General features: G+C 42.6%; 25 protein-coding genes and 30 tRNA genes (1 of these 55 only partly in view). 11 read left to right on the top strand and 44 right to left on the bottom strand.

What is annotated here, in order from left to right:
* Window positions 1-48 precede the first annotated feature (48 nt).
* Window positions 49-1,137 carry a glycoside hydrolase family 3 protein gene (locus FD723_RS14460; protein WP_179065919.1) on the top strand — a complete coding sequence of 363 codons (1,089 nt, stop codon included), beginning with the start codon at window positions 49-51 and terminating at the stop codon, window positions 1,135-1,137.
* An 88-nt stretch (window positions 1,138-1,225) separates the two neighbouring features.
* Here FD723_RS14460 and FD723_RS14455 read toward each other — a convergent pair whose 3' ends face one another.
* From FD723_RS14455 to FD723_RS14305, 31 genes are all read right to left on the bottom strand, one after another.
* Window positions 1,226-2,188 carry an IS982 family transposase gene (locus FD723_RS14455; protein ID WP_256875154.1) on the bottom strand — a complete coding sequence of 321 codons (963 nt, stop codon included), beginning with the start codon at window positions 2,186-2,188 and terminating at the stop codon, window positions 1,226-1,228.
* Between the two features lie 66 nt (window positions 2,189-2,254).
* Window positions 2,255-2,325, bottom strand: a tRNA-Lys gene (locus FD723_RS14450).
* 157 nt (window positions 2,326-2,482) lie between these two features.
* Window positions 2,483-2,565: transfer RNA gene (locus FD723_RS14445), tRNA-Ser, on the bottom strand.
* 7 nt (window positions 2,566-2,572) lie between these two features.
* A tRNA-His gene (locus FD723_RS14440) sits at window positions 2,573-2,646 on the bottom strand.
* A 6-nt stretch (window positions 2,647-2,652) separates the two neighbouring features.
* Window positions 2,653-2,726: transfer RNA gene (locus FD723_RS14435), tRNA-Ala, on the bottom strand.
* A 98-nt stretch (window positions 2,727-2,824) separates the two neighbouring features.
* Window positions 2,825-2,898, bottom strand: a tRNA-Arg gene (locus FD723_RS14430).
* 6 nt (window positions 2,899-2,904) lie between these two features.
* Window positions 2,905-2,980: transfer RNA gene (locus FD723_RS14425), tRNA-Val, on the bottom strand.
* A gap of 5 nt (window positions 2,981-2,985) precedes the next feature.
* Window positions 2,986-3,057 (bottom strand) — tRNA-Gly (locus tag FD723_RS14420).
* A gap of 10 nt (window positions 3,058-3,067) precedes the next feature.
* Window positions 3,068-3,138, bottom strand: a tRNA-Gly gene (locus tag FD723_RS14415).
* A 54-nt stretch (window positions 3,139-3,192) separates the two neighbouring features.
* Window positions 3,193-4,059 (bottom strand): TIGR02452 family protein, encoded by an 867-nt coding sequence (locus FD723_RS14410; protein WP_179065918.1) that lies wholly within the window; start codon window positions 4,057-4,059, stop codon window positions 3,193-3,195.
* A 51-nt stretch (window positions 4,060-4,110) separates the two neighbouring features.
* Window positions 4,111-4,183 (bottom strand) — tRNA-Thr (locus tag FD723_RS14405).
* An 8-nt stretch (window positions 4,184-4,191) separates the two neighbouring features.
* Window positions 4,192-4,268 (bottom strand) — tRNA-Met (locus FD723_RS14400).
* A 10-nt stretch (window positions 4,269-4,278) separates the two neighbouring features.
* Window positions 4,279-4,351, bottom strand: a tRNA-Leu gene (locus FD723_RS14395).
* Between the two features lie 5 nt (window positions 4,352-4,356).
* Window positions 4,357-4,432, bottom strand: a tRNA-Leu gene (locus FD723_RS14390).
* A 4-nt stretch (window positions 4,433-4,436) separates the two neighbouring features.
* Window positions 4,437-4,510, bottom strand: a tRNA-Leu gene (locus FD723_RS14385).
* Window positions 4,511-4,513: 3 nt separating this feature from the next.
* Window positions 4,514-4,586: transfer RNA gene (locus FD723_RS14380), tRNA-Pro, on the bottom strand.
* 1 nt (window position 4,587) lies between these two features.
* Window positions 4,588-4,665, bottom strand: a tRNA-Leu gene (locus FD723_RS14375).
* A 6-nt stretch (window positions 4,666-4,671) separates the two neighbouring features.
* Window positions 4,672-4,774, bottom strand: a tRNA-Leu gene (locus FD723_RS14370).
* Between the two features lie 6 nt (window positions 4,775-4,780).
* Window positions 4,781-4,856 (bottom strand) — tRNA-Gln (locus tag FD723_RS14365).
* A gap of 3 nt (window positions 4,857-4,859) precedes the next feature.
* A tRNA-Gln gene (locus FD723_RS14360) sits at window positions 4,860-4,932 on the bottom strand.
* Window positions 4,933-4,937: 5 nt separating this feature from the next.
* Window positions 4,938-5,012 (bottom strand) — tRNA-Asn (locus FD723_RS14355).
* 6 nt (window positions 5,013-5,018) lie between these two features.
* Window positions 5,019-5,093: transfer RNA gene (locus FD723_RS14350), tRNA-Phe, on the bottom strand.
* Between the two features lie 25 nt (window positions 5,094-5,118).
* A tRNA-Arg gene (locus FD723_RS14345) sits at window positions 5,119-5,193 on the bottom strand.
* A gap of 4 nt (window positions 5,194-5,197) precedes the next feature.
* A tRNA-Ser gene (locus FD723_RS14340) sits at window positions 5,198-5,287 on the bottom strand.
* A gap of 4 nt (window positions 5,288-5,291) precedes the next feature.
* Window positions 5,292-5,374: transfer RNA gene (locus FD723_RS14335), tRNA-Tyr, on the bottom strand.
* Between the two features lie 7 nt (window positions 5,375-5,381).
* A tRNA-Glu gene (locus tag FD723_RS14330) sits at window positions 5,382-5,454 on the bottom strand.
* Window positions 5,455-5,543: 89 nt separating this feature from the next.
* Window positions 5,544-5,615: transfer RNA gene (locus FD723_RS14325), tRNA-Trp, on the bottom strand.
* A 3-nt stretch (window positions 5,616-5,618) separates the two neighbouring features.
* Window positions 5,619-5,694, bottom strand: a tRNA-Met gene (locus FD723_RS14320).
* A gap of 4 nt (window positions 5,695-5,698) precedes the next feature.
* A tRNA-Cys gene (locus FD723_RS14315) sits at window positions 5,699-5,771 on the bottom strand.
* 3 nt (window positions 5,772-5,774) lie between these two features.
* Window positions 5,775-5,851, bottom strand: a tRNA-Glu gene (locus tag FD723_RS14310).
* 4 nt (window positions 5,852-5,855) lie between these two features.
* Window positions 5,856-5,929, bottom strand: a tRNA-Asp gene (locus FD723_RS14305).
* A 187-nt stretch (window positions 5,930-6,116) separates the two neighbouring features.
* Here FD723_RS14305 and FD723_RS42775 point away from each other — a divergent pair.
* On the top strand, window positions 6,117-6,239 hold the full coding sequence (locus FD723_RS42775; RefSeq protein WP_256875182.1) for a hypothetical protein: 123 nt from the start codon (window positions 6,117-6,119) through the stop codon (window positions 6,237-6,239).
* Window positions 6,240-6,438: 199 nt separating this feature from the next.
* Entirely contained in the window at window positions 6,439-7,287 is an 849-nt protein-coding gene (locus FD723_RS14300; protein ID WP_306297019.1) for a polysaccharide deacetylase family protein, read from the top strand.
* A gap of 115 nt (window positions 7,288-7,402) precedes the next feature.
* On the opposite strand, the gene FD723_RS14295 is transcribed toward FD723_RS14300, so the two are convergent.
* The 3 genes from FD723_RS14295 to FD723_RS14285 all read right to left on the bottom strand — a co-directional run bounded on the left by FD723_RS14295 (window position 7,403) and on the right by FD723_RS14285 (window position 8,668).
* Window positions 7,403-7,792, bottom strand: a complete 390-nt coding sequence (locus FD723_RS14295) for an alr0857 family protein (RefSeq protein WP_179065916.1) — start codon at window positions 7,790-7,792, stop codon at window positions 7,403-7,405.
* Between the two features lie 16 nt (window positions 7,793-7,808).
* The gene (locus tag FD723_RS14290) at window positions 7,809-8,315 is read right to left on the bottom strand and encodes an HNH endonuclease (protein WP_179069153.1); all 507 of its coding nucleotides are present in this window, start codon (window positions 8,313-8,315) and stop codon (window positions 7,809-7,811) included.
* Window positions 8,316-8,428: 113 nt separating this feature from the next.
* Entirely contained in the window at window positions 8,429-8,668 is a 240-nt protein-coding gene (locus FD723_RS14285; protein WP_372743803.1) for a hypothetical protein, read from the bottom strand.
* An 83-nt stretch (window positions 8,669-8,751) separates the two neighbouring features.
* Between FD723_RS14285 and FD723_RS14280 the strand changes: the two genes are divergently transcribed.
* The 3 genes from FD723_RS14280 (at window position 8,752) to FD723_RS14270 (ending at window position 12,343) form a co-directional block, all read left to right on the top strand.
* Window positions 8,752-9,087 carry a hypothetical protein gene (locus FD723_RS14280; protein ID WP_096535028.1) on the top strand — a complete coding sequence of 112 codons (336 nt, stop codon included), beginning with the start codon at window positions 8,752-8,754 and terminating at the stop codon, window positions 9,085-9,087.
* 641 nt (window positions 9,088-9,728) lie between these two features.
* Window positions 9,729-11,747: a GAF domain-containing protein gene (locus FD723_RS14275; protein WP_256875181.1), complete on the top strand. Its 2,019-nt coding sequence runs from the start codon at window positions 9,729-9,731 to the stop codon at window positions 11,745-11,747.
* Between the two features lie 8 nt (window positions 11,748-11,755).
* Window positions 11,756-12,343 carry an SRPBCC family protein gene (locus FD723_RS14270; RefSeq protein WP_179065913.1) on the top strand — a complete coding sequence of 196 codons (588 nt, stop codon included), beginning with the start codon at window positions 11,756-11,758 and terminating at the stop codon, window positions 12,341-12,343.
* Between the two features lie 96 nt (window positions 12,344-12,439).
* Here the strand turns inward: FD723_RS14270 and FD723_RS14265 are convergent.
* Window positions 12,440-12,512 (bottom strand) — tRNA-Glu (locus FD723_RS14265).
* A 121-nt stretch (window positions 12,513-12,633) separates the two neighbouring features.
* On the opposite strand from FD723_RS14265, the gene FD723_RS42770 reads away from it, so the two are divergent.
* Both FD723_RS42770 and FD723_RS14260 read left to right on the top strand, forming a co-directional pair.
* Window positions 12,634-12,765, top strand: coding sequence for a hypothetical protein (locus FD723_RS42770; protein ID WP_256875180.1), 132 nt, complete (start codon window positions 12,634-12,636; stop codon window positions 12,763-12,765).
* Between the two features lie 74 nt (window positions 12,766-12,839).
* Entirely contained in the window at window positions 12,840-14,726 is a 1,887-nt protein-coding gene (locus FD723_RS14260; RefSeq protein WP_179065912.1) for a sodium:proton antiporter, read from the top strand.
* 66 nt (window positions 14,727-14,792) lie between these two features.
* Here FD723_RS14260 and FD723_RS14255 read toward each other — a convergent pair whose 3' ends face one another.
* Window positions 14,793-15,395 (bottom strand): cytochrome b N-terminal domain-containing protein, encoded by a 603-nt coding sequence (locus FD723_RS14255; protein WP_179065911.1) that lies wholly within the window; start codon window positions 15,393-15,395, stop codon window positions 14,793-14,795.
* 100 nt (window positions 15,396-15,495) lie between these two features.
* Window positions 15,496-16,191, bottom strand: a complete 696-nt coding sequence (locus tag FD723_RS14250; protein ID WP_179065910.1) for a triacylglycerol lipase — start codon at window positions 16,189-16,191, stop codon at window positions 15,496-15,498.
* A 634-nt stretch (window positions 16,192-16,825) separates the two neighbouring features.
* Between FD723_RS14250 and FD723_RS14245 the strand changes: the two genes are divergently transcribed.
* Window positions 16,826-18,382: a hypothetical protein gene (locus FD723_RS14245; RefSeq protein ID WP_179065909.1), complete on the top strand. Its 1,557-nt coding sequence runs from the start codon at window positions 16,826-16,828 to the stop codon at window positions 18,380-18,382.
* 339 nt (window positions 18,383-18,721) lie between these two features.
* Here the strand turns inward: FD723_RS14245 and petJ are convergent, their stop codons facing one another.
* The 4 genes from petJ to FD723_RS14225 form a co-directional block, all read right to left on the bottom strand.
* Window positions 18,722-19,066: a cytochrome c6 PetJ gene (gene petJ / locus FD723_RS14240; protein ID WP_179065908.1), complete on the bottom strand. Its 345-nt coding sequence runs from the start codon at window positions 19,064-19,066 to the stop codon at window positions 18,722-18,724.
* A 225-nt stretch (window positions 19,067-19,291) separates the two neighbouring features.
* On the bottom strand, window positions 19,292-19,711 hold the full coding sequence (petE, locus tag FD723_RS14235; RefSeq protein ID WP_179065907.1) for a plastocyanin: 420 nt from the start codon (window positions 19,709-19,711) through the stop codon (window positions 19,292-19,294).
* A 234-nt stretch (window positions 19,712-19,945) separates the two neighbouring features.
* A complete protein-coding gene (gene psbV / locus FD723_RS14230) occupies window positions 19,946-20,437 on the bottom strand; it encodes a photosystem II cytochrome c-550 (RefSeq protein ID WP_179065906.1) in 492 nt (163 codons plus the stop codon).
* A gap of 135 nt (window positions 20,438-20,572) precedes the next feature.
* Window positions 20,573-20,788, bottom strand: coding sequence for a hypothetical protein (locus tag FD723_RS14225; protein WP_179065905.1), 216 nt, complete (start codon window positions 20,786-20,788; stop codon window positions 20,573-20,575).
* 26 nt (window positions 20,789-20,814) lie between these two features.
* On the opposite strand from FD723_RS14225, the gene FD723_RS14220 reads away from it, so the two are divergent.
* Window positions 20,815-20,988: a hypothetical protein gene (locus tag FD723_RS14220; protein ID WP_179065904.1), complete on the top strand. Its 174-nt coding sequence runs from the start codon at window positions 20,815-20,817 to the stop codon at window positions 20,986-20,988.
* 13 nt (window positions 20,989-21,001) lie between these two features.
* On the opposite strand, the gene FD723_RS14215 is transcribed toward FD723_RS14220, so the two are convergent.
* Window positions 21,002-21,838, bottom strand: coding sequence for a carbohydrate ABC transporter permease (locus FD723_RS14215; RefSeq protein WP_179065903.1), 837 nt, complete (start codon window positions 21,836-21,838; stop codon window positions 21,002-21,004).
* Window positions 21,831-22,742, bottom strand: a complete 912-nt coding sequence (locus FD723_RS14210; protein ID WP_179065902.1) for a carbohydrate ABC transporter permease — start codon at window positions 22,740-22,742, stop codon at window positions 21,831-21,833. Before FD723_RS14210 ends, FD723_RS14215 begins: the two co-directional genes overlap by 8 nt.
* Before the next feature lie 162 nt (window positions 22,743-22,904).
* Between FD723_RS14210 and FD723_RS14205 the strand changes: the two genes are divergently transcribed.
* A complete protein-coding gene (locus tag FD723_RS14205; protein WP_179065901.1) occupies window positions 22,905-25,355 on the top strand; it encodes a 26S protease regulatory subunit in 2,451 nt (816 codons plus the stop codon).
* 358 nt (window positions 25,356-25,713) lie between these two features.
* Here FD723_RS14205 and FD723_RS14200 read toward each other — a convergent pair whose 3' ends face one another.
* Window positions 25,714-26,723: the 3' portion of an NAD(P)H-quinone oxidoreductase subunit 4 gene (locus tag FD723_RS14200; protein ID WP_179065900.1), read on the bottom strand. It continues 568 nt past the right edge of the window; only the last 1,010 of its 1,578 coding nucleotides appear in the window; its start codon lies off the right edge, out of view; its stop codon occupies window positions 25,714-25,716.

Below are 26,723 nucleotides of genomic sequence, written 5' to 3'. Positions count from 1 at the left end.
AGGTTGAACAACCAAGTTGTTTACCGCACAACTTATAGGTAAAAGATTATGAGTGTATCGCAGGAGCTAAAGCGCTTTGGAAATCACCTGATTTTAGGTATTTCCGGCACGACATTAAGCGATGACGATAAACGCGCACTCAATGAATTGAAACCGATTGGGGCGATCTTTTTTGCTAAGAACTTTTTGGATGGCACCCCATATCAGGTTTGGCTGGAAAGCTTCAAGGATTTAAATAACCAGATACGAGAATATACTGAACGTGATTCTATGTTCATGACTCTCGATCATGAAGGAGGTCGTGTAATTCGTACACCACTACCAATTACCCGCTTTCCTTATGGGTTGTTGCTGCGATCGCACGCTTATGAAGTAGCAAAAGCCACAGCAGTAGAACTAAAATCACTGGGAATAAATTTATCTTGGGCACCCGTAGCCGATATTTTTTCCCATCCCGACAACCCAGTGATTGGGCCTCGCGCTTTTGGTAACACTCCCGAAACTGCTGCTCAAGGTGCCCGTGACTATTACCTTGGACTTCGAGATTCAGGAATTTTGGGATGCGCCAAACACTTCCCCGGACATGGAGACACCAGCAGGGACTCTCATATTGAGCTACCAATACTGAATTTAACTCTAGAAGACCTGCGACTTCGAGAACTTATACCCTTCAAAGCTTTAATCGAAGTACAGATTCCTTTGATGATGACTGTCCATATCTTATTTCCCAAAATAGATCCTGATGTGCCAGGAACCCTTTCTCAGGCTATCCTCCAAACCATACTTAGAGAGGAACTTGGCTTTGAGGGAGTAGTTGTATCTGATGATTTGGATATGAAAGCGATCTCAGATATTTTTATGAAAGCTGGTACTGTGGCGCGGTCATTTAATGCAGGCTGTGACTTGTTTATTGTTTCGCGCAATATCAACTCATCATCTTTAGAAAGAACTTATCGGATTGCTGAAGATTTTGCTGATTCGCTCAGTAACGGTAGCTTAGATGAAGCAGTGGTAGAAGCAGCCAGAGAAAGAATTGAGAAACTACTGGCAGTAACACCGCAATATCCCATACATGCTTTGGATAAAGATGTATTATTGCAACATGCTCACCTAGCGATCGCTAGTTGCTATTCATAACCCAACGTGCATTCAAGTTGTATATTAGCAATTGCTAAAAGGCTAACAAAGATTGCAATTTTTAATTCTTAATTACGCCTAATGTGAATTAAACAGGTTGAGACTGGAAAGTGAGAACATCAATACCAAAACGGCGACGGAGCAACAAACGCAGAGTATGAGATGCAATCTTGGCTGCAATATGTACACAAAAGCCATCAACAGTTTTGTTGAGTAAGCGTTCGGGATTACGGCCAGTGTTTTGAATTTCGTGAAAAACACCTTCTACACGCTGGCGAACACGACTAATAAAGCGCTTCAAGCCATGAGAATGTTGAAGATGCTGGTTATCGCGCTTGAGTGTCCAGATTCGATTACCAGTGCGACGAGCGTAGGCGAAGCCCGCCGTAGGCATCGCGGCCTGCCAATCGGCAGAGATAAATCCTTTGTCTGCGTAAATATCACTAGCGCTAACCATCTCCAGAACACCATCAGCAGCAATTCTTTTATCTGTATTAGCAGGCACTATATCATAAGCAATGGGGATTCCATTCCACGTTGACAGCATAACTAGCTTGTAGCCAAAATAACGCATTTCTCTAGCGGCACACCAACCAGGAGTAGCATTTGCGGCAAAATCACTATGTCGCTTGTCACGTTTGAGTCCTAATACTGGTAATGGTTTGGTGTCGAGAAGGAAATATTTTTCACTTTCTCCAACCAATTGCTCTACCCAACTACGGCGTAAGTTTTCTAACATTCCATCCAACTTACGTAAGCGACGATTGAATTGACTTTGGTCAAGTAAATTGGGAAACCATTCAAAGTAATTTCCTCGGATAAAACCCAGAAACTGTGTTTCTCCCGGAAAAGGCAAATAATCCATTACCAGTGCTAGTGTCATGATTTCACTATCGCTCATTCTTACTTTAACTCCTGGTTTTAGGAGCGTTGTCTTTTTTACTTGCTTTTGATACCAATCATCTACCACTACAAAGATTGTCGTTAATAGCGTTCCAAAGTCTATGCTATTCATGGGGGAAGTCTGAGTTGAAAAGCTGGTAACTTTCATCTTCTTACTTCTCCCGCCTTTTTTCTAATTCACATTAGGCGTAATTTTTAATTTTTAATTGTTTAATGGGTGGTATAGGGGTCGAACCTATTTCTGCGGGTTAAAAGCCCGCTGCACAGCCGGTATGCCAACCACCCTGGTTAATTTGAAAAAGAAATGAGCAAGTGCGATCGTATGCTTATATCGCAAGCTTTGTAACACCAACACTAGATATAAATCCACCGGGGAGGTACTGCCCCTCCTATTTCTGTGTTATCAGCACAGCGCCTCGCTTTTCGGCTCCAGGTGGAAAAGAGGAAGATGGAGGAATCGAACCCCTACAGTTGCCCGTACTCCAAGGTTCAAGCTTGGTTGCCGTCCATTCAGCAGCATCTTCCATTCAGGGGTATCTGACGGGACTTGAACCCGCTATGACTGGTTCCACAAACCAGCGCCTCGACCACTTTGGCTTCAGATACCATCAGTGGAATCAATGGGAATTGAACCCATAACCTCCTGCTTGCAAGGCAGGCGCTCTAGCCATTTGAGCTATGACCCCATCAAATAAGTAAAAAGAGCAAAGTAAAAACTAAAAAGAAAGAGAAATATTAAATTCATTCTTTTGACTTTTGACTTTTAACTTTTGACTTGTTTAGGCGGGAATGGTAGGACTTGAACCCACAACTTTCGAGGTAGAAACTCGAAGCTCTATTCCATTGAGCTACACTCCCAATATTTGGTAGTCCTGGCAGGAATTGAACCCGCAACATTCTTCTTGTAAGGAAGACACTCTACCAATTGAGTTACAGGACTACGCAAGCGAGTGGCGAGACTTGAACTCACGCACTGAGTATGGCGTACTCAGATGCTACCGATTACATCACACCCGCAAGTTTTTAAAGCGGATAACGAGACTTGAACTCGTGCCTAGAGTTTGGAAGACTCGAATGCTACCTTTACACCATATCCGCACTATTTAAAATCAAAAATTACTTTTAGAGGTTGCTATTCGTGAGGAAAAAGCTTTATGAATTCGAGGGAAATCGCCTTTCAAATTCTGTGAAAGTCATGCTTTCTTTGCTCGAATCGAGAACCGAAAATAGAACGCTTTTAAATTTACCCCAAAATTGACCATTCGCTAATAAGAAGTCTGCAAACATCTGAGCAACCATTGATGGATCGTTCCTAAAAACACCGCATCCCCAAGCTCCTAAAATTAAGGCATCGCAACCTTTAGAAGCAGCCAGAGATAATAATTTTTCACCGCGTTTATACAAGATTTCTCTGATTTTTTCTACACTTTCAGGCTCTTTTCTCCAAATTTGACCAGCATTAGGAGCGGAAGTCGTAATAAAATCGACCAAATAAGCTTCTTCGAGCAGAGTGCCATCATCTTTTCGGAATACTGGACAACCAGGAGAGTAAATGATGCGATCTGAGTAGAGCAAGGATTTATGAGCGCGATGAAAATCGTAGTATTCGCGACATTTCAACAAGCTTTTGTACAGTGCAGAACTGCGTGTTAAGCTTTCTTTTTGAGCATGAGCGCCTTTGAGAAATCCACCACCAGGATTTTTAGCAGAAGCAAAATTGAGAACTCCAATTCTTTCAAATTTCTGCGTAGGCGTAGCCCGTCGTAGACATCGCGCTGTGCGTTCGGCTCCCATAAGCGTTGTCTCATTTCTCAGTGTAAATTCAGTCTTTGCAAATTGAGAATTACCTGAGAGAATATTTCGAGCGATCGCTGAAAGAGTTTCCGGCTCGTAGTATTCCGTCCCAGCAATACAGGATACTAATTCTCGGCCAATATTAATTTGCTTACCTTCAGGAGAGAAGTAGTGACCGGCTTCGAGAATTTTTAGGGTGTCTTGAGCGATCGCAATTCGTTTCATACTTTTTCATAGGATTTCCTAGTTACAAATTGTCTCACTAATTTCTAGTCAAGCTGGTGACAGGAATTGAACCTGCAACCTACTGATTACAAGTCAGTTGCTCTGCCAATTGAGCTACACCAGCCGAAACTTTGGTGACGGGGGCAGGAGTTGAACCTGCCGATGTTCAGGTTATGAGCCTGACGAGCCACCGTTGCTCTATCCCCGCATATTCACCAATACCCCTGACTGGATTTGAACCAGCAACCTCTTCGTTCTAAGTGAAGCGCCTCTTCCGTTGGGCTACAAGGGCAAACTTGGTACTCCCGACAGGATTTGAACCTGCAAAAACTAGATCCTCGGTCTAGTGCGTCTTCCGTTCCGCCACGAGAGCTTAGTACCCCTGACAGGATTTGAACCTGCAAAATCTGGACCCTGATTCCAGCACGTATGCCAGTTCCGTCACAGGGGCATATCGGGATGGCAGGACTCGAACCTGCGACTCCATGCTCCCAAAGCATGGCTTCTCGCCGCTGAATTACATCCCGTTGGTACTCCTGGTGGGAGTCGAACCCACAACGAAACAGATTTTAAGTCTGCCACCTCTTCCAATTGGGCTACAGGAGCAAAGTTTGGTACTCTTGGTGGGAATCGTAGACGCGGAGCGGCTTCCCGCAGGGTACCCACAACTTACCGTTTTTGAGACGGCAGCCTCTTCCAGTTGGGCTACAAGAGCAGAGTTTGGCAGCCCCGCCAGGGGTCGAACCTGGAATCTTCGCCTTCAAAGGGCGCTATGTTGCCAATTACACCACAGGGCTTTATTGCCAGGGCAGGGTTTGAACCTGCAACCTCATCGTTCAGAGCGATGCGACTTACCAATTCGTCCACCCGGCAATGAATGGCTGCCTCAGTAGGACTCGAACCTACAACCGCGCGGTTAACAGCCGCTTGCTCTACCATTGAGCTATGAGGCAACGAAGTCCCCCAGGTCGGAATCGAACCGACGACCTCCTGTTTTTCAAACAGGCGCTAACTACCAACTGAGCTACCGGAGGATAGGAGAAGGGATCATGTAAAGAGCGAGAGTGGAGGGATTTGAACCCTCACGTCTTCAGTTTCGTAGACTGAGATGTTATCCAGTTACACCACACTCTCAAAACGGAGAGAACAGGATTTGAACCTGCGACGGGTATTAATTACCCGCTTCCTCTTAGCAGGAGGACGCTTTTAGCCACTCAGCCACCTCTCCATAGTGGGTCGAGCAGGATTTGAACCTGCGCGCAAAAAAGAACAGTTTTACAGACTGTCGCCTTCAACCAGACTCGGCCACCGACCCATAATCATTCCCCCGACGAGAATTGAACTCGCATCTGTGCTTTGAAAGAACACTGACTTAACCATTCGTCCACGAGGGCATAATTGAGCGAATTTTGGATTTTAGATTTTAGATTTGGGATTAAATTTTTTAATCTAAAGTCGGCAATCCAAAACCCAAAATTGTCTGACGCAGGGGCTAGGATTTGAACCTAGAACATCGGATTTGGAGTCACGAGATGTTACCGTTACACCATCCCTGCATTTGGTGGCAGCGGCGGGATTTGCACCCGCATATACCAGGGTATGAACCTGGGGCTTTGCTGGTTAAGCTACGCTGCGACAGAGGTCAGAGCGGGATTTGAACCCGCGCTAATCGGTTTTGCAGACCAACGCCTTACCAACTTGGCTACCTGACCATTTGGGAGTCCCGACGAGATTTGCACTCGCAATCTTCAGCTTGAGAGGCTGACGGCTTAAACTATTCGCCTACAGGACTACAACCAGGGTGACGGGACTTGAACCCGCAACATTTCCGCAGACAACGGAACGCTCTAGCCAGTTGAGCTACACCCCGATTTTTTGGAATCTGTGCCTAAACTTTGAGGTTTTTAGGCACAGATTTTGTTGGTGAACTTGCCCATTTCTTATTTAGTTTTCAAGGTTCAGAAAATTGACTTTTTACTGTTAGAAACTGTTAGGAAAACAACCGAAACTCTAGGTAGCAAGCCTGTTGTGTATTACGGATGTATTCAGTGGTTTTGATGAGTGCAAAATTAGAACTTTTTTCGTTTATTGCCTCTACTGCCGATGGTTTGCAAGTAGGAGCAGCTTTGTTGACTAAGGATTCTGGTTTGTTTCAACGCTTTTCCTTTAGTTGTATGTAGAAGGTAACTTTGATTCTTGGGAAGCTTGTCTTTCGCTCCACTACAAATATACTACAAAATACTACAAGAGGTGTCAAGGGGTTTTAGAAAGTTTTTTTGAAATTGTCTAGAAAAGCTTCTGCACTTAGATTTGAACTTGCTAAACCCTCTGAAAAGTCAAACTACAGCTTATGATTGGGTGAGTCTTTAAAAGCCTGACGTGACAGACAACTACCTCATGCGACAAAAGATAATTAGTATTGTCGCGATCGCTTCTAGTATTACAGCTTGTAGTATTGCTCCAGGCACTTCCCCACAATCGGGGTTGAACCAGCCAGCAAGCAAAATCCATACTGCACAAATTCAAGATCCTGCAAAGGGCCAAATTAATGCCCAGCTACCACCATCAGCCCAAGTAGAAAACCCTACTTTTACAGTCCCAGCTAAATTTCAGGGAAAAACAGTTTATAAAGTGCAACCCAGCAACAACGAAAAAGTTATTGCTTTAAGCATTGATGATGGGCCTTGGCCAAAGACAACCCTAGAAATGCTGGATATCCTGAAGCAAAATAATGTTAAAGCAACATTCTTTTGGGTAGGACAAGCCTTACAAGCAAATCCCGACCTAGCCAAACAAGTGGTAGCCCAGGGACACGCCATTGGCAACCATACTTGGCATCATTGGTATCGGCGGATGGATGAAGCCACAGCCAAGAGTGAAATCGATCGCACATCCGATCTGATATACAAAACTACAGGAGTTAAAACGGCTCTGTTTCGTCCTCCTGGAGGCTTTTTAAATAACGGACTAGCCGCTTATGCTAAAAGCCAGAAAGATGCTGTAATTATGTGGTCACTAACTTCAGCCGATACCGATCCTCACGCCAAACCGCAGGCATTTGTAAATAATGTGCTGAAAGGCGCGAAACCTGGTTTTATTGTTTTAATGCATGATGGTGGTGGCGATCGCCGCAGAACGGTAGAAGCTTTGCCACAAATCATCAGTGGACTAAAACAACAAGGCTATCGATTTGTGACAATTCCTGAACTGCTGCAAATGAAGGAATGACTCACCTGATTTTAGATTTTAAATTTGGGATTTTGGATTACTCAATCCAAAATCCCAAAAAGTCTGTTCGCGCAGGCGAGAACAAATCCAAAATTGAATCACCCGACTATTTCGTTTATTCGCTCAGGACAGAAGCACAAGATTGAGCTTCCTGCCACAGTTTGTGCAAAAAGAACTCAGCGCGATCGCTCATAGCGGTGAAAAACACACCTACAGAATCCTTAGAACTATCTGATAGCCAAGAACCCCGCAGGGTGACTTCCAGATATTCGGTATCGCAGGCACAGAGGGCAATGATTTCTCTGTCATCTCTTTTTACCTCAGCCCTGAGTACTTCTACTCCTGGCAAATCAACAGGAAGCAAAAAGGAAGCGGTAGTGGGTTCAATGCAAAAACTTTGCCCAACTCGCAGGGCTAAAATCACTCGCTGCGCTACCCATTCTTCTAGCGACAGAGTTACACATTCCAAATCAAAACTGCTTTCGGTGTAAGTTAATTTCAGCATTCCTTATGCTCTCCTGTTATTCCAGGCTTCCTTGCATATCTATCCAAAACTGTTCAGCAAAAGAAATCGCGGGGTGAATTGGCGCTTTTGGTTTGGTACGCAGCTGCATACCAGCTTCAAACAGGGTGCGATCGCCTTTACGGGAGTTACATCTTTCACAAGCTGCGACTACGTTATCCCAAGTGTGAGAACCGCCTTTAGAACGCGGCATCACATGATCTAGCGTTAGATGTTTACCGCTACCGCAATATTGGCAACTGTGATGATCTCGTCGCAACACTTCCCGCCGATTCACTGGCGGAACTTTCCACATCCGCTCATTAGAAGTGATTGTCAAGCGAATGTGTTTTGGCACATCAATTACCAAATTGGGTGAGTGAACTTGCCAGCCGCCTTCTATGGTAAAACCCAGCGGTTGCGCCTTGTTGGTTACTAACAGCACAATCGCGCGCTTAATATTGACCCGACATAGTGGCAAGTAATTTTGGGAAAACACCACTACAGATTGCTCCAACACTTGCATTGCGTTCGCGCCGCGCATGGAAGATATCGTCACAGCTTAACTCCTTATAAAAAAACCCCCGCTTCTTGTTTTGGTGAAGCGGGGGTTAGAATTGACCGGAAAATTTTCTGGTCTTATGTCGGTACAGGATTCCTTTTTCTGTACCCCCCGCTTTGTTCATCTAGTTGTGGTTTTGCAATTAGTGCAATAATGCTGAGATATTTATAATCATCATTACCTTCTGTGATTTGCCCATGATTCCGGCTACCATCGCCCATAAATAAATACTCCACTTCCATAGCGGCTGATTCCCAACTGGCTCGGCAATTGGTAGGGCACAAAATTGAAGTAGAGATGGGGTAAATGGATTTCACAGAAAATTTCACCTATTGAACATTCCTTTAAACATACTACACTTGTATTACTATCCTGTCTATACCTTTAAGGAGAAAAACTGATGCATACGATCGCTCGCACCCCAACCACCGATATGGAAGTTACCAGCATCCGTCTAGAGCGGGAACTTAAAGATAAGCTCAAAGAAATCGCTGGAAATCAGGGATATCAAGCTCTAATTCGAGATATCCTTTGGAATTATGTCCAGCAAAAATCAGGTGAGTGGAAGCCTCGATTTTCGCGATCCGACATTCGAGCTAGCATCGCTGCCACAGCCCAGCAAGAAGAACGCTGTGTACTAACAGGTCAACTAATTCAACCCCAACAACCGATGTTGTTAGGACTGACAAGGAACGGCGATATGGTTCCCCTGAGTGTCGAAAGCTTGGCTGGATAGTTTTTTATATTCAAACGAATGCAGCCCAGTTATTTTTACTAATAACTGGGCTGCATTCAAAATTTAGCTATCAAGAAAGGCAGTCCCGATGAAACAAGTTTCAAAAGCCTTGAATGAAAGAATAACTGGGGACTGGGTACTGGGGAGACAATAGTAACTACTCACTCATCACTCATTACTCAGCACTCAATATTTTACTGAGAGTTACGGAGATCAACGAGTAGCCTGTTAAACCTACTAAGTTTTTAAATAAATGTAATAAAACTTTATAGAGTGAGTTACGTAATTTTACGTGATGTAAAGGGTAATTTTGCTGGAATTCCAGAGAAATTACGGTTTATGTATACTTACCGACAGGATAAAGTTAATAAATTATTTCCAGATAGAGCAGTTAAAAATAAGCTAACAGAAGCATTTATAGGATATCTTAAATATTCTATTACTTATGTACCAATGTAGCAATTTGCTTGATACAGGGGAAATTTGGCCATCTGAGATAGAAAAGGGCTATAACAGGTGAGAGAAAGTATTCACACAAAATTTGTCAATTATCAAGGTGTAGCAACACAACTAAAGGTGAAGAATATGCCAAGAGGTTGGGTGCAAGAACAATGGGGTTATTATCCAAGGGCGTGCCAAGAATGAAGAAGCCTTTATCATCGCCGCCACATTACGTAGATGACATAGATCGACTACAACATTACCAAGTCAAGCTGATGCAGCATCAGGAAGAACGTGCCCGCCAGTTGGTACAACAAATTAACCAAATCATTGCCAATAGCTCTGCTACGGCATTGATGCTGCAAGATATTGCCCAATTACTAGGAGTTACTTTTCAAGTAGATTGCTGCTGCTTGGTTTCAGTGGCGGATGAAACATCCGACGAAGCAGCTACTACTAATTGGTGTGCTGATGAATATCTAGGGTTGCCACACCCAGAAGAAATGTTTTCGATGGAACAGTTACTTATGCACTCGCCAGTGTTGCAATGTGCTGCCCAACCATTGACTATTGAAGACATTTCCATCATTCAGAACAGTCTGGTAATTGGGTGTCAATATTTGCCACTACCGATAAAAGCGGTTTTGGCAATTCCCACTCGGTTTGGTGGCAATAATAACGGAGTGATTAATCTGATTAAATTCCAACCTTATGAATGGAGTGAATCAGAAAAACAATTGCTCAAAGATGTGGAGTCAGCTTGTGCGATCGCTTTTTCTAGAGTGGCACAAGCTCAACTAATTGCTCATCAAGAGCAGTACGTGCAAAAGAGCAAGCAGCATCAAAGCTTGATCAAGCAACTGACCGTATTAAGTCGCAGCAACTTGGAGCTTAATCAAATGCTCCAGTTAGTTATCGCCTCTACTGCCGAATCTCTACAGGCAGATCGGGGTTTGCTCATATCACTGAAATATACAGATCCACTATTTAGGACTCAAGCTAAAAAACAAATTCCCAAAGCAAGAGCTACTGTGATTGGTGAATGGGCTAGGGAAGCACAAAATTCCCGCACTAGTAAACCAGACACCTTAGCTCAGTCTTTCTTGATTTCAGAGTGTGGTTTATGCCAGCGTGCCTTCATGGATTCTGGAAAAGCAGTAATCTTTGATGACTATACAGACCAAAACGAAACCTTGACAGCGGCCCCATTATTTGCAATTGAGGAATTGCCGGCGGTACTTTTAGTGCCATTAGAGAGCCAAGGTAAAATCTTAGGATTCTTGGTGCTACAGCAATCTGTGATTCGCAATTGGCAACCAGCAGAATTAAATCTTGTAGAAATGGTTTCTGCTCATGTGAGTAACGCCATAATTCAGTCACAGACATTGCGCCAAGTGCAAACTTTGGTAGATGAACGGACGGCGAAACTTCAGAGTAGTCTGGAACTTCAAGCGAAACTGCATGAAAGAACACGGCAGTATGTTGAGCAGTTACGTAAACTTAATGAACTCAAAGATGAATTTTTGAGTAACATGAGCGATCGCCTACGCTACCCCCTGACAAATATGCTGATGTCAATTCGCAACTTGCGTTTGCCAGGAATAGCACCAGAGCGTCAAGTTAGATATCTGGATATCCTTGAGCAAGAATGTTCCAAGGAAATCAACTTGATTAATGACTTGTTGACACTCCAGAAACTAGAGTCGCCTCACGAAGCCCCGCTATTACAATCTATAGATTTAAATACTAGAATCCAGGATATAGCAGCATCTTTTGAGAAAAAACTTGGCGAAAAGGGATTAAGGATTTCTGTAGATTTACCAGAAGATTCGCTAAAACTGCAAACAGAACTGGAGAGTTTTGACCGAATCCTGCAAGAATTATTAACAAATGCTTGTAAATACTCAGAGCAGGATACAATAGTCCGCCTGGAAGCGGCTCACCGAGTCGATCAACAAATCGATCAAGTTATCATAAAGGTGACGAATATAGGACGCGCGATCTCTGAAGAAGAAGCGACCTATATTTTTGACAAGTTCCGTCGCGGAAAAGGGCGTTGGACTCCAGGGACAGGCTTGGGACTTGCTCTAGTCAAGTCTTTAGTGCAGCACTTGAATGGAGCGATCGCAGTTGAAAGTCTCCCCATCTCGGATTCTGAACAAAGCGAAATTTGCTTCACCCTGACTCTGCCCCAATTTTCTGACGAAAGCAAACCATAATTCTGAAAGTGACTAAAAAACAGAACACAACAGAGAACGCTGATTTGCAGTCTTCCACTGATGACACCGACCTAGAAGGGGATTTGCTTGCTCAGGTAGAAATTCAAATTGAGAAAATAGCAGAGCGACAGCGGCAAATTAGTGCTAAAGTCCAAATTCCCCATCCAGTGGAGCAAATCTGGAAGGTTCTGACAAATTATGAAGCCTTACCAGACTTCCTCCCCAACCTCGCCAAGAGTTGCCTAATCGAGCATCCCAATGGTGGAATTCGACTGGAGCAAGTAGGCTCCCAACGCTTACTGAATTTCAACTTTTGTGCGCGAGTAGTTCTGGATTTGGAAGAATGCTTTCCCAAAACAATTAATTTCCGCATGGTAGAGGGAGATTTTAAAGGCTTTTCTGGTAGCTGGTGCTTAGAGCCTTATTCCTTCGGTGAGTATATAGGAACAAATTTGTCCTACACAATTCAGGTTTGGCCTAAACTCACTATGCCAGTGGGAATTATTGAAAATCGCCTGAGTAAAGATTTGCGGTTAAATCTCCTAGCTATTCACCAACGTGTAGAAGAACTAGCCAGCAAAGAACCGTATGTATAACAGTTAAACCATCATTCAGGAGTGTTGCTGGATGATGGTTTTTATCGTTTAACTTCAAACAAAAAGCTCTTGCTTTTTATTTTTATTGTTTTTAAGTACCCCCAGGGGAATTCGAATCCCCGTTACCTCCGTGAAAGGGAGGTGTCCTAGGCCTCTAGACGATGGGGGCATCAGACTCAGACCTTTTATAAGTTAACCAATTTCCTCGCAGTTGTCAACAGGTTTTGCCAAAAAAAGTTTGTGGCAGCTAAACTGGGTGGAGGCGAAAGCTTGAAAGAGGATACAAGGATATGGAGACAAAAAAAGAAGTTCGTAGATGCTGCTGCGGTCAGCCGCAGAGTTTGTCAGTTAACGATGCTGGCGATTTAGGAGGATATACAAATCGAAAAAACGCTAAATACAACAAGGAACAAAGGGTATGATGTTGTACCCTGTAGAGTTAATATCTACGGTTTTTTACAAAAGATTTTGAAATAAATCGCTCAAAATCTACAACATGGAAGCATCTTTTGAAATTACTATACAGATGGCGATCGCCGTCTTTGCGGGTATTAGCGCCCAAGTGCTAGCCGCATACCTTCGTGTACCCAGCATCGTCTTGTTATTGCTGTTGGGCATCTTGTTTGGCTCTGATGGCATCGGGTTATTGCATCCCCATTCGCTAGGCACTGGGCTAGAAGTTATTGTCGCCCTCGCAACGGCAATAATTTTGTTTGAGGGCGGACTTAACTTGGATCTACGAGAATTAGGCAGAGTTTCAGTTAGCCTGCAATTGCTTGTCACTCAAGGAACGTTAATCACATTACTTGGTGGGAGTATGGCAGCCCACTGGCTGGGGGAATTTCCCTGGAACATAGCTTTTCTCTACGCTTCCATAGTTGTAGTGACAGGCCCAACGGTCGTTGGCCCTTTGCTTAAACAAATTAATGTCGATCGGCAAGTAGCAACACTTTTGGAAGGGGAAGGGGTTTTAATCGACCCTGTAGGGGCTATCCTCGCCTTCGTTGTCCTCGATACGATTTTGAACGGCGATGCTGACCCCATTAATGCGATCACTGGTTTATTGATGCGTTTGGGTGTTGGTGCAGCAATTGGTGGTGCTGGCGGTTATCTGATGAGTTTGATTTTCAAACGCGCCAGTTTTCTGTCATTTGAACTAAAAAATTTAGTGGTGTTGGCGATTCTTTGGAGCCTGTTTACCTTATCGCAAATGATCCGCAGTGAATCGGGAGTAATGACAACAGTAGTTGCAGGAGCAGTATTTGCGAACTCCTCAGTCCCAGAAGAACGTCTTTTACGAAGTTTTAAGGGTCAGCTAACAATTCTCAGCGTCTCGGTGCTATTTATCTTATTAGCTGCTGACCTATCCATTGCGAGTGTGTTTGCTTTGGGTTGGGGTAGTTTATTTACTGTTTTGGTACTAATGTTTGTCGTTCGCCCGATTAATATTCTCTTGTGTACCTGGAACAGCGATCTAAACTGGCGACAAAAATTATTTTTAAGCTGGGTTGCGCCAAGAGGAATTGTTGCTGCTTCCGTAGCTTCTTTTTTTGCGATTTCGCTGACACAGCGCGGCATTAACGGCGGTGATTCCATCAAAGCTCTGGTATTCCTCACAATTATCATGACTGTTGTCTGTCAAGGGCTAACAGCTGGTTGGGTTGCTAAATTGCTGCAAATCACCTCTAAAGACGCAATTGGGGCAGTAATTGTGGGTTGTAATCCCTTAAGTCTTTTGATTGCCCGGTTCTTTCAAGAACGGGGAGAAAACGTTGTGATGATTGATACTGACCCCGAATGTCTTGTACAAGCTGAGGCGCAAAATCTCCGGGTGATTGCCAGCAGTGCCCTAGATGCTGCTGTTTTGGAAGAGGCCGGACTTGCTTCTATGGGTACTTTTTTGGCGATGACGAGTAATGGTGAGGTGAATTTTGTTTTGGCTCAACGAGCTGCTGAAGAGTTTAATCCACCACGTGTTTTAGCTGTTTTCCCCCGCGATCCGCAAGCGAGTAACTCAGCTAGTAATAAAGTTAATCAAGCTTTTATCCCAGACTTAGCTATTAAAACTTGGAATGAATATTTGAATGATGGGCGAGTTAAATTGGGGACGACCACGCTAAATGAGTTGGAATTTTCTACTCAATGCGATCACATCCAAGAAAAGATTCGGACTGGGGTATTGATACCGCTATTGATAGAACGAGAAGAACGTTTACAGGTAATGCCAGCTAACCAAGATTGGGAAATTGGCGATCGCATTATTTATCTGTTACATGACCCCAGACCTAGCCTTTTAAAACGTTTATCTGGTGCCACCCAATCCACTCCCCTCTCTTTAGAAAAGTTACCGGAGGTTGAAGACCTATCCCTCGCCCAATTTTAGATTTTAGATTTTAGATTTTTCCTTCAATCTAAAATCCAAAATTCAAAATCTAAAATTGAATTGCTTCTAACTCCTAACTTCTAACTCCACTTGCGATTCCTGCCAGAGTAAAGCAGAGAAATGCACTATGGCCAGAATTAGAGTGGCCACCGAAATCAGATAACTGTGTATTGTGTAAAGGTGTTCGACGGTAACTGTGTTAATAGCTCCACCGCCGGTTAGGATGTCGCGCAGTTGGCCACCAATGAAAGGAATAGCTTCGATAGTTCCTAGCTCAATGTTAAAACGCCAGTATCCTTCCTGAGTCCAATCCAAAATCATCGCTGTCCAATCTAGCCCGATCGCACTTAGGGTCAACAGAATCCCACTAATCCAAGCTGTGAGCCAACTCTGGCGAAATTGCCTACCTAAAAACATCACCACAATTTGAATTAAGGCGATCGCAATTACCGCGTTACCAGCAATGTTATGCGCTCTCCAAAACAACCAGCCGTATGGTAGTTGTGTATTAATCATCTTTAAGGAGTTATAAGCCCCGCCTGCTGTCGGTTCATAGTAAAAAGACAGTAGAACTCCGCTAGATACATAAATTAAACACAGAGTCAAAATCACGACCGATAATATCGTCGCTATTCGTCGCAAAATCTGATCGAACTGGGTGCTTTGCATGGTTCACCCCTCCTGTTCTTAACTAAGTATTTATTCTTGTTACAATTTTAGCTAAGAAATATTAATAAATGTTGCATTTGTCAGAAAAAGATAAAGTTTTTTAAATTAGATATTGCACCCAAGCTTTTAAAGGTTCTGCTGAACCGTACCAAATCCCAGGACTTCTGGGAGAATGTCTGACACCTTCAATCACCAGATTTTCTGCACCTTCTAAATGAGCAGCTGCAATGGGGGTGATGCCATCTCCCCAAGTGTTACCCTGACCACAGGTTAATTGGTAACTGCTGTAAGCTAACCAACTACCAGGCCGCCTTTGGCCAAAGATAGTTTTGCCAGCCACACAAATGTAACGAACGTTTTTGTGAAAGGCTCCTGGGTAGTTATTGGTGACAAAATCGAGATTGAAGCGCGTCCAGCGTTCTTGGCTAATGTGAGGTGTACCCAAGGTGATGAGATTAGCAACCAGGGGATGTGCTTCCCAGAGAAATGGTTTGACACCACCGCGTCCCAAATAGGGTTTTTCTCCCATATAAATACGGGATATCCAACCTCCGGCTGAGTGACCAATTAAGTTAACTTGAGTAGCATTATATTGCAGTAATGTGTGCTTGATTGTGCGATCGAGTTGTTGCAAAATTGGTGTTACGGGTCTTCCTCCGAGAGTGGGGAACCAGTCACGCCGTCGCAGTGGCACTGTAACGGTGGGAAAATCTAACTGTTGTAAAGATTGTTCTAGTTGGCGATAAGCGATCGCGCTTTCTAGATATCCAGGTAAAATAACTGTCGGTAACGGCATTTTAAATTTTTGATGCAGTGATTGAGGGTTTGAACTTTTTGGTCGAAGAAGTAGTCATGATTCAAGAGCTAGAATTGCGATCTTCTGATTCGCTAACTCCTTTGATAGAAACCCAAATAGCTTTGGTGGGGTTTAGAACGAGAATGCTCATAAAATTGTACAATTTGCAACAGTTTTAGGGGCTGCCGATGTGGTAGTATTTTCACATAGGGACTAGTCTTGGATCAGCAAGTGTGCCATCTGTTACAGGAGCGTAGTTGACTGGAAACCAGTAAAAATAACAAGGCAACATCTGCTGAAGTTGTGATTTTCCCAGACTTGTGCGTTTACTTAAACTTTATAAATATCCCAGATATTAATTTTAATTAGGTTTAATTGGGTGCGTCATAAAAATAAGAAATCAAAAGTAGTAATTTTTCAAATATCTCTTTAGCAAGTTCAAATTTTGAAGATTATGATATAGCGTCATTGATTAATTAGAAACTTGAATAAATGGCAATTTTGGCGTTTTGATTGCCAGCAGAGGAAGTTACTATTTCCTTAGAGAAACGCATCTCTTACAAGACATTAAAATATAGTCGGAAAGAGAAAATCGCTAGTCAACTGCAACTGAGTCGAGTGAACGATAACAGCCATGTCTTACGTCTCCCTGCTGAAAAATATACCAGAAATCTTAAGCCAACCAATTGGGATAGCAGCTATAGCCTCCCTTGGTATTCACGGTGCGATCGCCATGATTGTGCCATTGATGCCTATGGAGTCTAACAAGCCCAAAGAAACAGCATCATCCAAAACAGTCGGACTTTTGGAATTGAGCCAAGCCGACCAAAACCGCTTGCCTCAAACCACGCCCCAAGTCGGTTTACAACAATTTCCTCCAGTAGCACCACTTTCGGCACCGAACCTTAGCCCCCAAACTGGATTAACTCCATTAGCGCCACCGCCATCCAGCCAATTCGTACTGCCTCCGTTACCCGCATCATCGAATAACTATTCAGTCTCATCCTTGCCTACAAGACAGTCTTTGCGGATGATTCCTAGTGATAATTTGCGATTTGACGCCTCTAAATTTGACAGTTCTAGATACAATACCAGCGCCAAATTTTCTCCATCGGTTCCTCGTGTCAATAATATTGCCAGTAATAATATTACCAGTAATAATATTGCCAGCAATTATGAGCCATCTAAGCCGCTAGCTCTAAATAGATTGCCAGAATTGCAGTCACAGAAAATACCAGATGATATTCTGCGGAATCCCCAATCTCCAACATTCTCTAACACTACCCCCATTGCAGCAGCACAGGGAAATATAACTTCGCCAATGACGCAACCAGTTAATAATGCGTCTAGAATTGCTCAAAACCCGCTGATAAATTCTCTAAAGCAAGCGCCAAGAAATGGAGCTGCTTTAATCGGAAGTAGGGGAATCACACCTCAGAGACCTGATTTATCGGTGAAAGGAACTCAACAGGCGATCGCACAGCTAGACTCCTACGCAAACCTGAGAAAAGAAGTCCAGCAACAATACCCCAACGCTGAACAAAAACCAGTCATTCGCCAAACATTACCCACAGATCGGCCGAATCTTCAAGGTGCCGTTTTGGGTGTATTGGTTGTAGATCCTGATGGTAAGGTCTTAGATATCAAGTTTCAAGACAAGCTCATTTCCCCGGAATTGCAACTAAAAGCAAGAGAATACTTCAACAAGCAATCCCCTAAGGGAGATAAACAGATTAGTTCTTATCCCTTTAACCTACGTTTCCAAAACAGCACTAACAATACCACTGAGACTACTCAAGAGCAAAAGCCCTCTTCATTATCCACACCAGGAATAAATAACAATCAGCTTACGCCTTTACCAGCAGCTACTTCTAAACCGTTACCTGATTTGCGAATCAGAAATAACCAGCCTACGTCCTTACCGACAGGTATTCTGAAACCATTAGCTACACCAGGAGTCAATGGCAATCAACCTGAGTTCTCACCGGCAGCTACTCCCAAACCATTATCTGAACTTAAAATCAAAAATAACCAGTCCACGCCTTCATCGGCAGCTACTAATTCCGAAGCCTTATTGCTGCCAAGAGTCAATAAGGGTCTGGCTACACCCTCGGTTGAATCCGATCAAAAATTAGTAGAAGTATTGCGTCAAGTGAAGGAAAACAGAGAAAAGTCTAATCCAGAGAAATAATCATCCGCTCATGATTTTGGATGAATAACTCCACCCCACTTGCGGGATGGAGTTTTTTATAAATATAGTTAATTTGGGAGTAAAAAAATTAATTGTAGGTTGGGTGGAGGCTTTGCCAAAGTCTACATCCTGATATCTGTTGGGTTGCGCTCCGCTCCACCCAACCCAATACTTCTCGGTTAAGCATTTTTAACTCGGAATCGGGTTTGGGGAAAAGGTTAAAGGGTAAGGGTTAAAGGTTTTTTCTTTCCCTTTCCCCTTTTCCCCTTAACCGAGAAGTATTGCCACCAAACCTACGCATTGGGCCCACCCTACAAGAACTAGACGGTATAGCTGCATTTACCAGCCTTGTTCTGCATTTTGAAAAACGTAAGCAGCTACCTCCAGAATATCCTCAGTACTTAACTTATCTTTAAAAGCAGGCATGGCATTTTTACCATTTTGTACTTGGTGGATAATCGCCTGAATTGAGTCACTATCATAATTTTCTAAGTATTTTGATAATGCTTCCTTTTTCAAAGTTTTCTGGATAATCAGGATATTACCGCCACCGATATGGCAAGAAGCGCAGTTAGCCTCAAAAATTTTAGCACCGTTGGGTGTTTCGGCAGCTAGTGCTGGACTAATGAATGTCAATTTGAATATGGCGATCGCCGACATTAAAATTAATAAAAGTATTCTCAACAGAATTTCCTCGCAACAAGCCTCCAGCAAGAGTATAAACGCGATTAATCCCCGATTAAGTCAAATTTGATCAAAATTGGCGGTAACGAGTTCACTCCTACATCGCTACAGGTTACTTAGCGTCTTCGGGAAGGATAGAACTTGTTACCGCCATTGATGTCTTTTGTGCGTCACTCTAGGAGTGTGGCGTGTTCCGATGAGCTAATTTCACTAACGCTAGTGTTTCTAACTCTCGACAGTGATTGTACCAACCATGCCAGCACCACGGTGGGGATTGCAGTAGAAAGTGTAGTCACCAGCAGGTGCATCTGCGGGGAAGGTGGTTGTTTTGGTTTGGCCAGGATTCAACAGCAACTTGGTATGAGATAGAGATTTTGCCAATTCAGCGTTTTTAGTGGGGTTTTTGGCAGCATCAAACACCACATTATGGGGGGGAACTTTGTTGTTCACCCATTCAATTGTGTCGCCTGGTTTGATGGTCAACTTTTTCGGTTCAAATGCTAGCAATCCTTTATCGCTACCCAATTTCACCTTGTAGGTTTCAGCCGAAGCACTGGGAGTAAAAACAGCAAAGCTGCTAACAACTAAAAGGATTGTCAATACAGCTAAACTAAGGCGTCGCCAGCTTGCCGAAATTAATTTCATAGCTCTCTCCTAACAAACAATTTTTTTCCCTTTCTCATTTTAAATAAAATCAACGCCAAATATGACAATCTGTCATAGATAAATTTTTTTTTAATAATGGAGAGCAATTTCTTGCAAAAAACTGTGCAATTAGTAGTAAATGGGGAACGGGGAATAGGGAATGGGGAATAGGGAATGAATTCTTCCCAATGCCCAATGCCCAATGCCCTATTCCCAGTAACTCAGTTCCAGGATTTAGTAATAGATTTTTCCGCCTCCCCACTTAGTACCAACGATTTTGGGTTGTAAAAGAATATGACCGGCGATCGCCTCCAAGTCCTCATCTGTCAGATTTCGCACTGCTGTGAAAATATCTGCGCTTTTGAGACTGGGGTGTATTTCAGAAATCTCTTCTTCCCCGTCGTAAGTAGTGGGATTTTTCAGGTAATCGACTAAGCCTTCAATGTTATTACGGTTGGGTGTTGCCAGTGCCAGGTCTTCTGGAGTGAGTCCCACGTTTTGATTTGTCTTGGTAACTCCACCAGCATGACATTGGGCGCAAGCGTAATTAAATAAGCGTTTGCCTTCTTTGACTTGTTTAAGGCTGAGTACGACGGTATCACCTTGAGTATTTAATGGCACTGTTCGGGTAGCTTTGTCCAGTTCCACTGCTGTCGCGCTACCGACAAGCAACTGAAACGAGAGTAAAACAGTAGCCACAACAACGCCAATTAGTCTTCTAAACATGTTTCCCCTTAAAAATTTTGACGCTCAACACAGCTAACTAAGAACGCGATTCTCAATCTCCAAGCTGCTAATTGCTAATGACTCATTATTTTTTGTCATTAGCTATCAGTGATTAGCTAAAGCCGAGATAACCCTTTAGGTGACTTCGTTATCGCCCACCGAGTCGCTAGTACCTTTTGGGCGTATTTCAGACGATATTTGGGAAATAATTGCCTTTGCATCTTCTAACGCCAAACGGGTCTTTTGGTGTTTGTAGGCGATTCCCAGTTGGTTGCACAGAGAAAACACTTTTTCTACAGGAATGCTGTAGTCGGCTGCTATCTCTGCGATCGATAGGTCTGCAAAACCCATAATGCTTATTAACTGATAGATAGAGATTGAGTCTCTGTAATACCAATATCACGTTAGGAGTCCAATTTGTTGCCCAAAATACTGTTTGGGGAATGGGGCATTGGGTATGGGGCATTGGGCATGGGGCATCGGAAGCAGGGGAAGCAGGGGAAGCAGGGGAAGCAGGGGAAGCAAGGGAAGAATTTTTAACTCTTGACTAATGACCAATGACTATTAACCTTTTCCCCCAGTAAAGGTGACGCTTTGAATAAAGTAACGATTAAAAAAGGCGTAAATACCTAAAGCTGGCAGGGTAAAAACCATAGAAGCCGCCATAATATAGTTCCAATAGCTGATGTATTGACCTTTAAAGGTGTTCAGTCCCAAAGGGAGGGTAAACATTTCTGGGTCAAATAGGATAACTATAGGCAGTAAAAAATTATTCCAACTTCCCATAAACACAAATACTGCTTGTGCTGCTAGTGCTGGCTTTGCCAAAGGTAAGACAATATGTCGGAATATCCCAAAGGTATTTAAGCCATCGAGTTGAGCGGCTTCTTCTAGTTCTTTAGGAAAATTAACAAAAAACTGCCGCATCATAAAGATAAAAGTGGCATTCACCATGCTAGGCGCGATCATTCCTTGGTAAGAATTTAGCCAGCCGATCGCTTTTAAAATTAAAAATGTAGGAATTAGCGTGATTTGGGCTGGTACTGCCAGCACAGCCAAGATTAGGAAGAACCAAAAACGCTTGCCTACAAAGTGCAGTCTTGCCAAGGCATAACCAGCCATTGAATTTAACAACAAGTTTAAAAGGGTGACGCTGATGGCGATCGCTACACTGTTAAACAACCAGCGCCAAAACAGCGGTTCTTGGAGAAAGATTTGCCTGTAGTTATCGAGAGTAAAATTCTTGGGGAGAAAGTTGGGTTCACCACTGACAATCTCTGATAGCGGCTTAAATGATGCTGAAAATGCCCAGAGAAAGGGTATTAGGGTAATGATGGCATAGAGTGTCAGCAGGACGTATAACAGGGCTTTGAGCCAGAATAAGCCAGAGGTGTTAGTCAAATCGTTCGCCTCCGAAAAGTCGGCGCTGAATCAAAGTAATGAGAATGATGGCTGTTGCTAACAAAAATGCGATCGCAGCTGCATATCCCATTTGTAAATTCCGAAACACAGCTTGATAAATCAGCAGCACTACAGTTAAGGTAGCGTTGTTCGGCCCGCCAGTACCGCCAGAAAAGATGTAAGACTGGTCAAAAAGTTGAAAAGTCCCAATCACCCCCACTGCTACCACAAAGAAGGTTACAGGCTTAAGCAGGGGAAGAGTAATGTAGATAAATTGCTGCCACCCATTTGCACCATCGAGTTCCGCCGCCTCATAAAGTGTTTGGGGTATATCCTGCAACGCCGCCAGATAAATCACCATGAAAAATGGCGCAGTTGACCAAATGTTCATAATCATAATGCCTTTGAGCGCAACTGCTGGATCGCCCAACCAGTTATAAGTCGGTAGCCCTACAAACGCGAGAAAATCGTTTAGTAGCCCATCGGTGTTATAAATCCACATAAAGATCAGCGTCAGCACTGCTGAAGAAGTGACTGTGGGCAAAAAATAGAGGATGCGCCACCAGTTTTTACCACGAATCCCAGAATTCAGAGTTACCGCCAGAATTAAAGCTAGTACAGTTTGAGTTGGCACAACAATTGCTACATAAGCTGCTGTGTTTCTCAAAGCAATCCAAACCCGTTCATCTTCAGCTAATCGCGTGAAGTTACGAAAACCGATGAACTCGTACTCAATACCGCCGAGAAGTTGGACTTTTTGCAGGGAAAGAAAAACGGCGTAGAGAATAGGTAAGACTACAAAAGTTCCCAAAACTAGAATTGTGGGCATCATGAACATATACCCAGCCAAGTCTTCGGTGATGTTCCACCTGGGGTTACTCCGCCGCCTGTTGATTTCAAACACTACTAAACCTCCATCTAATCTCGCACTAACCCGACTGTAGCGATGGATTGTGCATGATTATTTATCGTACTTCCAGACCAAAATAAAGACATTGCTTGTGTGCGTTAGCTAGATATGTCAGTTAGGGAACTATATATTTAGTTTCTTTGGGATGCTCACAAAATGTCATATACAGCCTATTTACGTTCAATTAAAAGTAAACTTCAGAGAACTGGTAAAACTCAAAAAAGTCTACGAGTCAAAACTATCATAGAACAGTTTGGCTACCAGCGTAGAAGTCAATCATTCATAGACGATTTTAATACTGCCCTTGATGAATTGGGGCTTTGTGCAAATCCTCGGTTGGATTTACATGTTCCCTTAGATACAAAAATAGCTATTTCTATTAAAGGTGTAGAACCAACAAATGAAGTTGCGGAACCTCAATCAATTTCAGCCAAACTAAAAGAGGCAGTTTCAGTCAAACATGATTTTTTCTACTACTTGTTTGATTTTGGTTCTGAACAAGAATATGAACGATTTCAAGCGTGTTTAGATTCTCAACAGCCAGTAGGTATTTTTTTGATTCCACAAGTAGAAGATTTCTTCTGTGATATTGTTGTCAAAATCTTTAATTATGAATTAATTAGAAAGTCTCAATATGGAGGCTATCATAGTATACCAAAAGTTGCCACTAGGAAAGTTCCTACAAGTATTCTTTCAGAAGATAAAGATTGTGCAGATGAGCAAGAAAATCCTATTTCCGATGCTAGTATTTTCCAGTTTCATCGCTCAACTATGACCAGTATTATCCTTGGCAACACTGGCTTAGAGTTGCTTGATTCTGAAAAATTCGATCAGCAGTTTGAACAGATATCTCTATATGCAAATAAATATAACTCTGAACAGTTCTTCATTTTATTTCATTGTCCATCGGCATTAGAAATCCAAGCCCATCAGCAAGAAGATGCTTTAGGATACTTGGTAGATAGAGTTGCTAGTAAAATTCCTTTTACTTTTACTCTCAGGTGTAAATATCCAAATGAAGCATCTATTGAATATAAAGAAGAAGTGTACGCCCATTTCCGTCTACTATTGGAACTTCCATATTATGAAATAGAGGAAGATGATGCCTCTTTGCAAGATTACTTTGTCGAATTACAAAAGGCTCAAATACAGGCTGAGTCTCAGTTATTTTTGAAAATGAAGTCTGAACATTTTTACACTCTGAAGTGGCAGCAGGAAAGTAAAGAATATATCTACCTTAAATATTTTGCTATTAAAACGTTGGAAAGCTTAGGATATGGATTGCCTAATATAAACTGTGAAGTTGAGTTGACTTCTAGGGATGAAGAAACAATCGATGAAGATACATCAGATGATGATGAAGAGTACCAAAATGAAATCATAGAAGTCTATGTAAAAAATCAGGTAGTGGTTGAGATAGAAACTCTCAAATACCAAGAGTTTCAAGATAATAATCTCTTTTTAGATTCAATTAAAAGAGTTTTGCGGAAATCAAAAGTATGGCCAAATCAACTAGAAAGTCTTTGGTTGGTAATTCCTGGTTTTGAGATAGCACGCAACTATTACCAACTGAAAAAAGCTAAGGAAATATTAGAGTATAAGTTTTCTGGATATTATGGCGATCGCTTCCAAGTTATAATCATGGCTCCTGATTATGAAAAACACCAATTAGTCCCGGTATCATTTGATTTTATCGAATATCCATCCTTTAAGTATGGAGCCAAAAAACCTAGTTTAGTCCAAGCATATCCAATTACTAACCGCATCAAAGAATTTAAACTTGACTTTAGCCAAGTACAAGGGCTGAATGAAGAAAAAGAGAAACTAACTAGACTCCTGAAGCTGCAATCTAAAGGATACAAGAGTTCAATTGGTGGAATTCTTTTCTATGGCTTACCGGGATGTGGTAAAACTTTACTAGCAAATGCCTTTGCTAATGAGTCTGGAAGATATTTCTTTAAGTTCTCTCCTGCCGATATTGTCAGTGTTTGGATAGGGCAGAGTCAAAAGAATATTCGAGATATCTTTGCTCAAGCTAAGAAAAAATCTCCTTCACTGTTATTTATTGATGAGTTAGACAGTATTGGATTTAATCGTAATGAAGACAACGCACACACAGACCAAAAGGCGACTATCAATCAATTACTCATAGAACTAAATAATCTGCAAAATAGTGATGTAATTGTCATTGCTGCTACTAATTATTTGAGTGGTATTGATAGCGCTTTGAAACGTTCTGGTAGATTGGATTGGAAGATTCCTGTTTTCCCACCTGCTCAAGCAGAAAGAATAGATTTATTCAAACACTACCTGTCAAAAATTGATATGAATCAGCTAGTTAACTTTGAAATTTTGGCTGATAAAAGTGGGAGATTTACTTCATCAGATATTGAGTTGGTTTGTCGGGAAGTTAGAAATGCTATTCTTTTAGAAGAAATCAGTTCGGCTTTAACAACTTCAGATGTAATTACTTACATCAATAATCTGCAAGACGGTGGTTTAAGTCTTAACGAAGGACAAGTCAAAGAATTTTTGGAAGAGTGTAAGAGAATGAGTGTAAAGAATCCTAAGTTAGAAACTCTGAAATTAGAATGGGGATTGTATTAGCAATAGGCTAATAAAAATGGCGTAGGTGTAGGTAGACCGTCGTAGACATCGCACCTTTTAGCAGTGTTGGGAAATAACTTGAAGAATATGCGAGATTTTAATCCTCGAAAACTGCTGCTAAGAAGTATAGGAGTAGTCGCGATCGCCTATATTTCAACTTGTATATTACTCTTTGTTCGGCAGCGTTATTTTATCTTTCGCCCTACTTCGCAATTTTTAACGCTACTGAGTTACCGTGACTTCAAACTTCCTTACAAGGATGAATGCCTACCCATTTCTAATTCTGAGTAACAAAAAGGGCGGGTAAAAAACCCACCCTCAAAGCAATAAATATTTAAACTAAACTAGCGATCGCAACTTAATTACCAATTTCCGGCGCACTCAAAGAAACCTTTAGTGTTTCGTCTTTTTGCTGTGCTAATGTCGGCACGGAATCACGCAATCTTGCCGTCAATTGTACAGTTGTAGCGTCATACATCTGAGTCAGCAATTTTGGATAGAAACCAATACCAATAATTGGAATTAACAAACAGGCAATGATAAATACTTCACGGGGTTCGGCATCTATCAAAGCTTGGTGAGAAACTAATTCCTCATTCTCTTTACCGTAGAAAATTTCTCGCAACATCGACAGCAGATAAATCGGAGTTAAAATCACTCCCACTGCCATTAAGAACACCACGATAACTTTGAAGGTAGAGCTATAAGCATCGCTAGTAGCAAAGCCCACAAATACCATTAATTCTGCCACGAAACCGCTCATCCCTGGCAATGCCAAAGAAGCCATTGAACAGGTGGTGAACATGGCGAAAATCTTTGGCATTCTCTTAGCGACACCGCCCATTTCATCCAACATCAGGGTGTGGGTGCGATCGTAAGTTGCGCCAACCAGGAAGAACAAACTCGCCCCAATTAACCCGTGGGAAACCATTTGCAATACTGCCCCACTTAAACCCAAATCAGTGAAGGAGGCAATACCAATCATCACAAAGCCCATGTGGGAAATTGAGGAGTAAGCAATTTTTCGCTTCAGGTTGCGCTGGGCAAAGGATGTTAAGGCAGCGTAGATGATATTAACTACCCCCAAAACCACCAACACTGGTGCAAAATAAGCGTGGGCATCGGGCAGCATTTGGGCATTCATCCGAACTAAGGCGTAACCGCCCATTTTCAGGAGAATACCTGCTAATAACATGTGCACGGGGGCTGTAGCTTCACCGTGGGCATCAGGTAGCCAGGTGTGCAACGGAATAATCGGCAACTTGACGGCGTAGGCAATCAGGAAGCCAGCATAGAGGGCAAGTTGGAAATTGAGGGCGAAATCTTTTAAGGCGATCGCTCGCATATCGAACGTCACCGTATCGCCGT

The organism is Nostoc sp. C052, from assembly GCF_013393905.1.
Lineage (GTDB): Bacteria > Cyanobacteriota > Cyanobacteriia > Cyanobacteriales > Nostocaceae > Nostoc.
This window is presented reverse-complemented; position numbering and strand designations above follow the sequence as displayed.

Excerpts from the sequence above, each read along its gene's own strand:
- FD723_RS14460 (WP_179065919.1), top strand. The coding sequence starts at position 49 with ATGAGTGTATCGCAGGAGCTAAAGCGCTTTGGAAATCACCTGATTTTA.
- FD723_RS14455 (WP_256875154.1), bottom strand. The coding sequence starts at position 2,188 with ATGAAAGTTACCAGCTTTTCAACTCAGACTTCCCCCATGAATAGCATA.
- FD723_RS14410 (WP_179065918.1), bottom strand. The coding sequence starts at position 4,059 with ATGAAACGAATTGCGATCGCTCAAGACACCCTAAAAATTCTCGAAGCC.
- FD723_RS42775 (WP_256875182.1), top strand. The coding sequence starts at position 6,117 with ATGAGTGCAAAATTAGAACTTTTTTCGTTTATTGCCTCTACTGCCGAT.
- FD723_RS14295 (WP_179065916.1), bottom strand. The coding sequence starts at position 7,792 with ATGCTGAAATTAACTTACACCGAAAGCAGTTTTGATTTGGAATGTGTA.
- FD723_RS14290 (WP_179069153.1), bottom strand. The coding sequence starts at position 8,315 with ATGCAAGTGTTGGAGCAATCTGTAGTGGTGTTTTCCCAAAATTACTTG.
- FD723_RS14280 (WP_096535028.1), top strand. The coding sequence starts at position 8,752 with ATGCATACGATCGCTCGCACCCCAACCACCGATATGGAAGTTACCAGC.
- FD723_RS14275 (WP_256875181.1), top strand. The coding sequence starts at position 9,729 with ATGAAGAAGCCTTTATCATCGCCGCCACATTACGTAGATGACATAGAT.
- FD723_RS42770 (WP_256875180.1), top strand. The coding sequence starts at position 12,634 with ATGGAGACAAAAAAAGAAGTTCGTAGATGCTGCTGCGGTCAGCCGCAG.
- FD723_RS14260 (WP_179065912.1), top strand. The coding sequence starts at position 12,840 with ATGGAAGCATCTTTTGAAATTACTATACAGATGGCGATCGCCGTCTTT.
- FD723_RS14255 (WP_179065911.1), bottom strand. The coding sequence starts at position 15,395 with ATGCAAAGCACCCAGTTCGATCAGATTTTGCGACGAATAGCGACGATA.
- FD723_RS14250 (WP_179065910.1), bottom strand. The coding sequence starts at position 16,191 with ATGCCGTTACCGACAGTTATTTTACCTGGATATCTAGAAAGCGCGATC.
- FD723_RS14245 (WP_179065909.1), top strand. The coding sequence starts at position 16,826 with ATGTCTTACGTCTCCCTGCTGAAAAATATACCAGAAATCTTAAGCCAA.
- petE (WP_179065907.1), bottom strand. The coding sequence starts at position 19,711 with ATGAAATTAATTTCGGCAAGCTGGCGACGCCTTAGTTTAGCTGTATTG.
- psbV (WP_179065906.1), bottom strand. The coding sequence starts at position 20,437 with ATGTTTAGAAGACTAATTGGCGTTGTTGTGGCTACTGTTTTACTCTCG.
- FD723_RS14225 (WP_179065905.1), bottom strand. The coding sequence starts at position 20,788 with ATGGGTTTTGCAGACCTATCGATCGCAGAGATAGCAGCCGACTACAGC.
- FD723_RS14205 (WP_179065901.1), top strand. The coding sequence starts at position 22,905 with ATGTCATATACAGCCTATTTACGTTCAATTAAAAGTAAACTTCAGAGA.